Here is a 9,911-nt window from a genome sequence, read left to right as displayed (position 1 = left end):
TCCCCGAGGCCGCCGCCCCATGTGCCTGATCGCCTTCGCCTGGCGCGCGCACCCGCGCTGGCGCCTCGTGCTCGTCGCCAATCGCGACGAATTCCATGCCCGCCCCACCGCGCCCCTCGCGCCCTGGGACGAAGCTCCGCAGATCATCGCGGGCCGGGATCTCGAAGCCGGCGGCACATGGGCGGGCGTCGCCTCGCCCGGACGCGTCAGCGTCATCACCAACGTGCGCGACCTCGCGGCCGACCACAGCGGACTGTCCCGTGGTCTGCTGGTCGCCGACTTCCTCGGCTCGACCATTCCGGTGCGCGAGCATGCCGCCGAACTGATGGCATCGGCTGCGGACTATCGCCCGTTCAACCTCCTCACCTTCGATCGCGAGGATGCCCGTTACCTCGGCAACCACCCGTCGGCCCGCGCACAGCCCGTCGATGCGGGTGTCCACGGGCTGAGCAATGCGGACTTCAACGCACCGTGGCCGAAGACGCGCGCACTGGTCCACCGCCTGACCGACTGGCTCGCGTCGGGCAGGCACGACGATACGGATGCGCTGTTCGCCATGCTCTCGGACCAGGGGCGCTGGCCGGACGACGTGTTGCCCGATACGGGTATCGGCATCGAGCGCGAGCGTTTCCTCTCCAGCGCGTTCATTGTCGGCGAGACGTACGGGACGCGGGCATCGACCGTGATCCTGGTCGACCACGAGGACCGGACCACGATCCTCGAGCGGCGGTTCGGGCCCAACGGCGTCCCCGACGGCGAAACCCGCCTCGACGCCTGAGTCGTCCCGACCCCACAGGTGGGAGCCAGCCTGCTGGCGAAGAGTGCTCGCCACGGGTCCCTTGTGGAAAGCGCGCCAGCGCGCTTCCCGTGGACGTACCGCTGCGGCCTGGGCCGCGCCGTTCTTGGTCCTGGCGCCAGAGACTTTTGCTTTCCCGGCGATTGATTCCCGGTGCCGGCACCCCGAGCATGAAGGAGTCACTTTCTTCTCTCCCGGAGCACCCATGAACATCGATCTGTCGACCCGTCATGCCATCGTCACCGGCTCCACCGCCGGCATCGGACTCGCCATCGCCACCGGCCTCGCACAGTCCGGCGCCGCCGTGGTCGTCACTGGTCGCACGCAGGCCCGCGTCGACGAAGCCATCGCCGCGGTGAAGAAAGCCGCGCCGAACGCGACGGTCACGGGCGTCGCCGCGGACCTCGGCACCGCCGAAGGCGCCGCTACCCTTATCGCGTCCGTGCCCGATACCGACATCCTCATCAACAACCTCGGCATCTTCGAGCCGAAGGATTTCTTCGACATCGACGACGCCGAGTGGTCGCGCTTCTTCGAAGTGAACGTGAACTCGGGCGTTCGCCTGTCGCGTCATTACGCGAAGGGCATGAAGGATCGCGGCTGGGGACGCGTGCAGTTCATCTCCAGCGAATCGGCCGTGCAGATTCCCGGCGAGATGGTGCACTACGGTGTCACCAAGACGGCGCAGCTCGGCGTGTCGCGCGGCCTGGCCGAAGTGCTCAGCGGCACCGGCGTCACCGTCAACGCGGTGCTCCCGGGCCCGACGCTTTCCGAAGGCGTCAGCGATTTCTTCGCGAAGATCGCGAAGGACCAGGGCAAGTCGCAGGAAGACGTCGAGCGCGATTTCATCCAGACACACCGCCCGACGTCGCTCATCAAGCGCCTGCTCAGCGTGGAAGAAGTCGCCAACGTCTCGGTGTACCTCGCTTCCGAACAGGCCTCCGGCACGACGGGCGCGGCGATCCGCGTCGACGGCGGCGTGACGCGCTCGATCATCTGACCTCGGCGGGACCGCGAGTGCCCTCCCACCGGGTTCGTGTGGGAGCGGCCTCGGCCGCGATGGGTGCTTGCCGCGAGCACCCGTCGCGCGCGAGCGCGCTCCCACAGGGGGTATGTGGGAGCGGCCTTGGCCGCGATGGGCGTGCGACACCCTCGCGATCAGCCCAGCTGACAGAGAATCCGGGCGAATGCTCCGTCGTCATGCTGAAACTCCGGACGTGGCGCATGGAAGCGCTCTTCGCTCAAGGCCACCGATGCCACGCGATCCATCCTGAAGGACTTCCAGCCCGTCGATGCACCTGAGGTGCTACCACCGGACAGCTGGTAGGCACTCAGCATCCGCGCGCCGCTATGGTCGTCGCCGTACACATGCGGCTGCACCAGCCGCGTCGCCCCGCCATACACCACGATCAACAGGCGCATCGATGCGATGGCCTCGCAGACGATCGTGTCGGCACGATTCACGACAGGTCGCCGTCCACGTAGAACCAGCGACCGTCTTCGCGCACGAAGCGGCTGACCTCGTGTATGCGTTCCGCACGACCGCCGCCGATCCGCATGCGCGCCACGAATTCGACGATCGCCGTTTCCGCCGTGGGATTCTCGTCGCGCTTGACGGAAAGCCCCAGCCATGTCGGCTTGGGCGACTGCGTCGCCAGCCCGAGCGCATCCGGTCGTGTGCTCGCGTGCCACGTGTCGAGCAGGTACGTCTCCAGGCCCAGCACGTAGGCGCTGTAACGCGAGCGCATCAACGCCTTCGCCGTGGAAGCCGGCGTGCCACCGTGTGCGGGACCGCAGCAGCGGTCGTACGCGAGGCCACTATCACAGGGGCAGGCATCGGCCATGACACATCACGAGGAGGGAAGGGCGGCAAGTCTGTCACGCGCTCCGTGACGTCGCCACTAGATCACGCTTCCGGAGACGACAAGACTGGACAGGTCGTAGCCCATCGCGGTGGCACGCGACTTCAGCGCCTCGAACGTCGCCTTGTCCATGGACGGACTGCGCGACAGTATCCACAGGTATTTCCGGCCGGGCTGGCCGACCATGGCCCAACGGTAGTCGTCGTCGAGCGCGACGACCCAGTAGTCGGCCCATACGAAGGGCAGCCACGCGAGCCACTTCGGCGCGAAGCGCACTTCGAGCTTGCCCTGCGCGAAGGGCTCCGGACGCCGCGCGACGCCATCGCTGGCGATGGAGCTGCCATCCGCCGTGATGCACGCGTTGTGCACTGCAACGGTGCCGTCGGGCAGCGGGCGATAGGTCGCCGTTACGGCCCCCGTGCACTTCCGCTGGAAATACATCGGCAGGCGAGCGATCTCGTGCCACGTGCCGGCATAGCGATCGATGTCGAGCCGTGCGACGGCGGTGACGGGCGTACTGGCAAGGCTGGCGCCCGCGACCATCGCGGCTGTCAGGAATGTGAAGAGCTGGCGCATAAACTGGATTCCCGCAAGACGAACTCCTACGATGCCTATCCGGAGTGAACGTCGTGCGAATCGAACCGCTGGGGGCGGGCCGATCATCATGGGAAATCCTGTACCGCCTGCTCGCAGGCCCCTGCTCAGGCGCCTGCGCGAGCGTCTCACCACGCCCGTGGGCGTGCGCTTCGACCGCGAGAGCGATGCGATCCTGCGGTGTACCGCGCGCTTCCAGTGCCGCGACGTACCGCTCGACCGGATCGTGCGTATCGAGGCGGGTAACCGCGACAACGTCGAACACGAGCGCGTGTTCCTCTTCTTCCACCTGGCAGGCGGCGACACTCTCGTCGTGTCGGAACTCGAGCCCGGGTTCGCCCGCCTCGTCGCCGACCTGCAGATGCGGTTCCCGGGGATCGAGACCTGGCAACGCGCGGTGCCGCCCGTCGCGTTCCAGCTGACGTCGGTGGACCTGTGGCCCGCATCCGATCGTTAGGCGTCATCAGCCCACAGCCTGGCGTCAACGTCGCGCGGTAGAGCAAGAGCCGATGGTATGGCGTCGTTCTTTCGTGCGCCTCACCGTCATACCGGCGTACGCCGGTATGACGGTGAGGCGAGTCAGCGGCTGTGGACGACTCGAACGACCAGCATCGTGGCGTGCTCGTCCAGCGTGGCAGCGTGAGGAGCGATCGACGAATCGCCGATCGTGCAGGATTCACCGTCGACGACGGCCGAACCACGTGCGACATGGAGCATCGCGACGTCGTCGAAAGTGAAGCTGGCCGGGCCGCGCACGACATCGATGTGCCCTTTCGCCACCCCGCGCCTCACCATCAGATTGAAATCCCGCGTCGCGCCACCCGCGAGCGACACGTCGACCTGCGCCTCGCCGTCGAAAGCGAACGGCTCGCAAGGTGTCGTCAACGCGTGTGAGCGATCGCCATCCAGCGTCATCGTGAATCCGTCGCCATCGAGCAATGCGATCGTGCGGTCGATGCCGGGAAAACGCGAGAACGGCGAGGCGGTGTCGACATCCGCGATGCTCACGCGCCAGAGGAAATCGTTCATCGTCGCGCCCGACGGTTCCACCGCGATCTCACGCGTGATGCCAAGCCCGTTCTTCCAGGGCACCGCCTTCAGTTCGTCGAACCGGACGATCGTCATGCGACGCGCTCGATGTCGCGCGCGAAGGGCGGTAGCGCGCGGAGCATGCCCGTGCCGTAGCGCTTGGTGACCACGCGGCGGTCGAGCAGCACGATGCGGCCGGTGTCTGTCTCCGTGCGGATAAGGCGGCCGCAGTACTGCGTGAGGATGCGCGTCGCGTCGGGCACGCTCACCTCGATGAAGGGATTGCGGCCGCGCGATTCCAGCCATTCGGCATACGTCGCACCGACGGGATCCGTCGGCACGGCGAACGGCAGCTGCGTGACCACGACCGTTTCGCAGAGCTTGCCGGGAAGGTCGAGGCCTTCGCCGAACGATGCCAGGCCGAACAGCGTGCTGCCCTTGCCGGCCTCGATGTCGTCGCGATGTTCGGCGATCAGCTGCGCTTTCGACAGCGAGCCCTGCGCACGCACCTTGCGCACGAATTCGATCGGCAGGATCTGCAGCACGCGGTCGAGCTTGGCGCGCGACGTGAACAGCACGAGGTTGCCGCTGTCCCAGTCGAGGTGTTTCGCCAGCCATTCGGAGACTTCGCGCGCGTGGCCTTCGCGGTCGTCGGGCAGCGTCTTCAGCGCGGGCACGGTGAGCGTCGCCTGCTTCTCGAGATCGAAAGGCGAGGGCAGGCTGACGGTGACTGCGTCGTTCGGCAGGCCGACCGAATCGGCGAAACCACGGAAGTTGCCGCCCGCGCTCAGCGTGGCCGAGGTCATGACGACGGCCGACGCGTTGTCCCAGAGCACGCTGCGCAGCAGGCCGCCGGCGGACACGGCCGAGGCATGGCACACGAGCTGCTGCTCGGGCGTCATGCTCACCCAACGCGCGAGCGGCGGCGCGTTCTCGCGATCGTCGGTCGACCACGCGTACCACGTGCGCACCTGCCGATCGAGGCGCTCCAGTGCCACGCCCAGCTCGCGCGACAGGGCCTCCTGCGTGGGACCACCAGCCTCCATTTCCACGACGGTACGGCGCACCGTGCGCAGCCAGCGCTGGATGTCCTTCGTGACGAGGTGAAGGTGCTCGGCGTGCATCTTCCAGTTCTCCGGAAGCTGCCCCAGCGACGCGCGGAACACGGGCTCCGTTTCGCTGGACGACGGGGTCCACGACAGACGGATCTCGCGTTCGATCTCTTCCAGCGCGTTCGACATCAACAGCAGTTTCTCGTCGCCCATCTCGAGGGTGAGGTTGCCGATGCTTTCCTTGTCGGTGAGCGAATAGGCGCCGTGGATCTGGTTCTGCAGGCGGCCGATGCGTCGCACGGCCGTGGCGAGGTGTACGTCGGCCGCGCCGCGATCGATCGCCTTGCCGGGCACATGGTGCGCTTCGTCGAAGATGTATAGCGTGTCTTCCGGCTTCGGCAGGATCACGCCGCCGAACGTGTCTTCGTCGCGCGGCATCGTGAGGTCGGCGAGCACGAGATCCTGGTTCGCGACCACGATGTCGGCTTCGCCGATCGCGCGGCGGGCCACGAAGAACGGGCACACGGCGAACGAACCGCATTTGCGACCCGTGCAGCCGCCCGCGCTTGTGGTGAGCATGCCGCGCACGAGGTCGGACAGCGGTTCGGGACTGGTGTCCATGTCGCCGTTCCACTCGCGTGCCTCGAAGGCCTTGCCCACCTTCTCCACGGCCTTGGTGTCTCGCTCTGCCGGCGGACGCGACCACAGCGCCAGGTCCGCGTCGAAATCGAAGCCCGTCTGCGCCGCCGGTTCCGACCCCGCCATGCGCAGGTTACGCACGCAGAGGTAGCGCGCGCGGCCCTTGGCGAGGGCGACCTTCGCTTCCACGCCGCACAGTGCGAGGTACTGGGGAATGTCGCGCTGAACCAGCTGCTCCTGCAGCGCCACGGTGGCCGTGGCGATCACCAGCTTCTTCTTCTGGGCGCGAGCCACCTCGAGGCCGGCGATCAGGTATGCCATCGACTTGCCGGTGCCGGTCGGCGCCTCGATCACTGCCGCACCGGCCGGCTCGGCCAGCGCCTTCGCGACCTCGGCGATCATCTTCAGCTGCGCCGCGCGCCCGCGGAACCCCGCAAGGCCGTCCTTCAGCCGCGCATAGGCGGCGCGGATCGCGGCTTTGGTGTCGTCGGTGAGCATCGTCGGGGGCAGGAAGCAGCGGGATAACCCTGCAAGGTTACCCTATCGCGGTCTCACCCCATGACGCTCAGGCGTGGCGGTTGAACCCGTTTGAGGGCGCGTCGCCGCGGGCGACAAGGCCTGCAACGACGTAGGTGTGTTCTTCCCACGTGCCATCGGCTTGCTGCAGATGGATCTCGACAGGACGGCCGAGACTATCCGAGAGGCCCGGCGCCATGGCCTCGGCCGCGGCGATCGCGTCGTGCTGGGAGCCGTAGCGGCCGAGAGGGATGGACGCACGGCGAACGATCCACGGTCCCTGTGTCGATTCGCTGTACGGAATGAACAGTTGGGCGGAGCTGGAAGCCATGGAACCCTCGCTTGGAAAGGTCTGCCGACGGTGCGGGCCGCCACCGCGGCCCGTCGTACGACCCTACCCCGATTCGGCTAAAAAACCCGTTAATCGTTGTGCCGCAAGGTTTTTCCGGCGATTTCCGCCCGCCGATAGCAGGCGGGTACGTGGCTGTTGATGAGGCCGGTCGCCTCCATCCATGCAAAGACGATGGTTGGACCGACGAAGGTGAATCCGCGTTTCTTCAGCGCTTTGGATAGCTCGGCCGACAGGGGGCTGTTGGGCGGAACCGGGCCGTCCCAGAGCAGGGGTCGACCCTCCACGAACGACCAGGCGAACGTCGCGAAGTCCTCGCCAGCCTCCCGCATGGCGAGGAAGGCCCGGGCGTTGCGCACGGTGGCCTCGATCTTCGCCCGCGAGCGGATGATGCCTTCGTCCGCCATGAGGCGCGCCATCTCGTCGTCGCCATACGCGGCGACGATCTCGGGCACGAAGCCCTCGAACGCGCGACGGAAGCCGTCGCGACGCGCGAGGATCGTCCGCCACGACAGCCCTGCCTGGAAGCCGTCGAGGATCAGCTTCTCCCAGAGCCTGCGGCTGTCGCGTTCGGGCACGCCCCACTCGGTATCGTGGTAAGCCCCGAGCAGGGCATCGCCCTCGCCCCAGGGGCAGCGCACCCGCGGATCGGTCATGTCGCCAGACCGAGGTAATCGAGTTTGCCGATGGGGACGCCCTCATGGCGGAGGATGTCGTACGCGGTGGTCACGTGGAAGAAGAAGTTGGGAATAGCGAAAGTCAGCAGGTAGCTGGCGCCGGTGAACGTGTAATCGGTATCGCGGACCTTACGCGAGAACTCGCGGGTCGAACCGGCTTCCAGCGCCGCGCGGTCCACGGATTCGATCCAGGTGACGGTGCGTTCGATGCGGCTGCGCAGCGCCTCGAAGGTGGTCTCGTTGTCCTCGAACGACGGCGCTTCGGCGTCGGCCACGCGCGCGATGGCGAACTTCGCCGTGTCGCTCGCGCGCTGGATCTGTCCGGCGAGGGTCAGCATGTCTGGTGCGAGGCGCGCCTCGATCAGTCCGGCGCCACCGTGGGCTTCCGCCTTGTCGAGCAGGTTGGCCAGGACGCGGAAGCCGCGGACGAAGACGGGCGCGGAGGCCTCGTAGGTGGAGATCGACATGAACGTTTCCCTGGGAGGTGATGAGCGGACCATGGTGCCACGGCGCGGTAAAAACAACGGGTACGTGCAGGCCGTCGTCGACAGGTCTACCATCGATGGCCTTACCTACCGATCCCGCGGGTTCCCATGCCGCCACTCGACGCAGCCGTATCCGCCCCCGACGCCATCGTCGCCGTGCGCGGATTGTCCAAGACCTATAAATCCGGTTTCCAGGCGCTCAAGCGCGTCGACCTCGACATCCGTCGCGGCGAGATCTTCGCCCTGCTGGGCCCGAACGGTGCGGGCAAGACGACGCTGATCAGCATCGTCTGCGGCATCGTCAACGGCAGCGAGGGCAGCGTCACCGTCGACGGCCACGACATCGCGCGGGACTACCGCGCGGCACGCAGCCTGATCGGCCTCGTGCCGCAGGAACTGTCGACCGACGCGTTCGAAAGCGTCTGGGCCACCGTGAAGTTCAGCCGCGGTCTGTTCGGCAAGGCGCCGAACCCGGCATACCTCGAGAAGATCCTCCGCGAGCTATCGCTGTGGGAAAAGCGCGACGCGAAGATCATGACGCTCTCGGGCGGCATGAAGCGCCGCGTGCTCATCGCCAAGGCGCTGGCGCACGAGCCGCGTGTGCTCTTCCTCGACGAACCCACCGCCGGCGTCGATGTGGAACTTCGCCACGACATGTGGCAGATGGTGCATCGCCTGCGCGAATCGGGCGTCACGATCATCCTCACCACGCACTACATCGAAGAGGCCGAGGAAATGGCCGATCGCATCGGTGTGATCACGAAGGGCGAACTCGTGCTGGTAGAAGACAAGCACACGCTGATGCGTAAGCTCGGCAAGAAGCAGCTGTCGCTGCAGTTGCAGACACCGCTGCAGGCCGTGCCTGCGGGGCTCGAACACTGGCCGCTCGAACTGTCGTCCGATGGCGGCTGCCTGACGTACACGTTCGACGCGCAGTCCGAAGACACCGGCATCGCGGAGCTGCTGCGCAAGCTCAACGGCCTGGGCATCGACTTCAAGGACCTGCATTCCAGCGAGAGCTCGCTGGAAGACATTTTCGTCAGTCTCGTGAGGGCACGCGCATGAACATCCATGGCGTTCGTGCCATCTACCGCTTCGAAATGGCTCGCACCTTCCGCACGCTGATGCAGAGCATCGCATCGCCGGTGCTGTCGACGTCGCTGTACTTCGTGGTCTTCGGCGCGGCCATCGGCTCGCGCATGGGCGAGGTCGGCGGCGTGAGCTACGGCGCGTTCATCATCCCCGGCCTGATCATGCTCTCGCTGCTCAACGAGAGCATCTCCAACGCCTCGTTCGGCATCTACATGCCGAAGTGGGCCGGCACGATCTACGAGCTGCTGTCGGCACCGGTGTCGTACGTGGAAGTAGTGCTGGGCTACGTCGGCGCGGCGGCCACCAAGTCGGTGATCCTCGGCCTGCTGATCCTCGCCACGTCGCGGCTGTTCGTGTCCTACGAGATCCTGCATCCGTTCTGGATGTTCGGCTTCCTCGTGCTTACCGCCGTCACCTTCAGCCTGTTCGGTTTCATCATCGGCCTGTGGGCCGACGACTTCCAGAAACTGCAGGTCGTGCCGCTGATGGTGATCACGCCGCTGACCTTCCTGGGTGGCAGCTTCTATTCGATCTCGATGCTGCCGCCGGTATGGCAGAAGATCACGCTGTTCAATCCGGTGGTGTACCTGGTCAACGGCTTCCGCTGGAGCTTCTACGGCAAGGCCGACGTGAACATCGTGGTGAGTGTGGGCGCGACGGTGGGCTTCCTCGTGCTCTGCCTCGCGGTGGTGTCGTGGATCTTCCGCACCGGGTGGAAGCTGAAGGCCTGACGCGACAACCGTGTCTCACCGTCATGCGCGTGCGACGGGGTGACATCGCCCCCTCACCGTCATACCGGCGCACGCCGGTATCCACGGCG

13 protein-coding genes and 1 pseudogene are annotated in these 9,911 nt (G+C 66.5%); 5 read left to right on the top strand and 9 right to left on the bottom strand.

Annotated elements, in window-relative coordinates; all coding sequences use genetic code 11:
* The first annotated feature begins 19 nt into the window (after positions 1 to 19).
* Complete coding sequence (locus BMX32_RS05180) at positions 20 to 778, top strand: NRDE family protein (RefSeq protein ID WP_089975302.1); 759 nt, start codon at positions 20 to 22, stop codon at positions 776 to 778.
* 223 nt (positions 779 to 1,001) lie between these two features.
* The gene (locus tag BMX32_RS05175) at positions 1,002 to 1,796 is read left to right on the top strand and encodes an SDR family NAD(P)-dependent oxidoreductase (RefSeq protein WP_089975299.1); all 795 of its coding nucleotides are present in this window, start codon (positions 1,002 to 1,004) and stop codon (positions 1,794 to 1,796) included.
* A 158-nt stretch (positions 1,797 to 1,954) separates the two neighbouring features.
* Here BMX32_RS05175 and BMX32_RS05170 read toward each other — a convergent pair whose 3' ends face one another.
* The 4 genes and pseudogenes from BMX32_RS05170 to BMX32_RS05160 form a co-directional block, all read right to left on the bottom strand.
* Positions 1,955 to 2,260: a WYL domain-containing protein gene (locus BMX32_RS05170; protein WP_089975297.1), complete on the bottom strand. Its 306-nt coding sequence runs from the start codon at positions 2,258 to 2,260 to the stop codon at positions 1,955 to 1,957.
* The gene (locus BMX32_RS05165; protein ID WP_343123852.1) at positions 2,257 to 2,547 is read right to left on the bottom strand and encodes a YchJ family protein; all 291 of its coding nucleotides are present in this window, start codon (positions 2,545 to 2,547) and stop codon (positions 2,257 to 2,259) included. The genes BMX32_RS05170 and BMX32_RS05165 overlap by 4 nt, the downstream gene beginning before the upstream one ends.
* A 36-nt stretch (positions 2,548 to 2,583) precedes the next feature.
* Positions 2,584 to 2,640 (bottom strand): annotated as a pseudogene (locus BMX32_RS19050) (SEC-C metal-binding domain-containing protein); the annotation flags it as partial.
* 57 nt (positions 2,641 to 2,697) lie between these two features.
* Positions 2,698 to 3,234 (bottom strand): lipocalin family protein, encoded by a 537-nt coding sequence (locus BMX32_RS05160; RefSeq protein ID WP_089975292.1) that lies wholly within the window; start codon positions 3,232 to 3,234, stop codon positions 2,698 to 2,700.
* Between the two features lie 88 nt (positions 3,235 to 3,322).
* Between BMX32_RS05160 and BMX32_RS05155 the strand changes: the two genes are divergently transcribed.
* Entirely contained in the window at positions 3,323 to 3,709 is a 387-nt protein-coding gene (locus tag BMX32_RS05155; protein WP_139206674.1) for a hypothetical protein, read from the top strand.
* Between the two features lie 122 nt (positions 3,710 to 3,831).
* Here the strand turns inward: BMX32_RS05155 and BMX32_RS05150 are convergent, their stop codons facing one another.
* The 5 genes from BMX32_RS05150 to BMX32_RS05130 all read right to left on the bottom strand — a co-directional run bounded on the left by BMX32_RS05150 (position 3,832) and on the right by BMX32_RS05130 (position 7,981).
* Positions 3,832 to 4,377, bottom strand: coding sequence for a HutD/Ves family protein (locus BMX32_RS05150; RefSeq protein WP_089975286.1), 546 nt, complete (start codon positions 4,375 to 4,377; stop codon positions 3,832 to 3,834).
* A complete protein-coding gene (gene dinG / locus BMX32_RS05145; protein ID WP_089975283.1) occupies positions 4,374 to 6,470 on the bottom strand; it encodes an ATP-dependent DNA helicase DinG in 2,097 nt (698 codons plus the stop codon). Before dinG ends, BMX32_RS05150 begins: the two co-directional genes overlap by 4 nt.
* Before the next feature lie 67 nt (positions 6,471 to 6,537).
* Positions 6,538 to 6,819 (bottom strand): DUF2188 domain-containing protein, encoded by a 282-nt coding sequence (locus tag BMX32_RS05140; protein ID WP_089975280.1) that lies wholly within the window; start codon positions 6,817 to 6,819, stop codon positions 6,538 to 6,540.
* 89 nt (positions 6,820 to 6,908) lie between these two features.
* Positions 6,909 to 7,493 (bottom strand): DNA-3-methyladenine glycosylase I, encoded by a 585-nt coding sequence (locus BMX32_RS05135; RefSeq protein WP_089975277.1) that lies wholly within the window; start codon positions 7,491 to 7,493, stop codon positions 6,909 to 6,911.
* Entirely contained in the window at positions 7,490 to 7,981 is a 492-nt protein-coding gene (locus BMX32_RS05130) for a DUF1993 domain-containing protein (RefSeq protein WP_089975274.1), read from the bottom strand. Before BMX32_RS05130 ends, BMX32_RS05135 begins: the two co-directional genes overlap by 4 nt.
* 126 nt (positions 7,982 to 8,107) lie before the next feature.
* On the opposite strand from BMX32_RS05130, the gene BMX32_RS05125 reads away from it, so the two are divergent.
* Together BMX32_RS05125 and BMX32_RS05120 are read left to right on the top strand one after the other, a co-directional pair.
* The gene (locus tag BMX32_RS05125; RefSeq protein WP_089975272.1) at positions 8,108 to 9,064 is read left to right on the top strand and encodes an ABC transporter ATP-binding protein; all 957 of its coding nucleotides are present in this window, start codon (positions 8,108 to 8,110) and stop codon (positions 9,062 to 9,064) included.
* Positions 9,061 to 9,822, top strand: coding sequence for an ABC transporter permease (locus tag BMX32_RS05120; RefSeq protein ID WP_089975269.1), 762 nt, complete (start codon positions 9,061 to 9,063; stop codon positions 9,820 to 9,822). Before BMX32_RS05125 ends, BMX32_RS05120 begins: the two co-directional genes overlap by 4 nt.
* Positions 9,823 to 9,911: the final 89 nt, after the last annotated feature.

This window comes from Luteibacter sp. UNCMF331Sha3.1, assembly GCF_900109915.1.
In the GTDB taxonomy this organism is placed as follows: Bacteria; Pseudomonadota; Gammaproteobacteria; order Xanthomonadales; family Rhodanobacteraceae; genus Luteibacter.
Note: the sequence above shows the minus strand (reverse complement) of the source record. Positions and strands in the feature narration are given on the sequence as shown.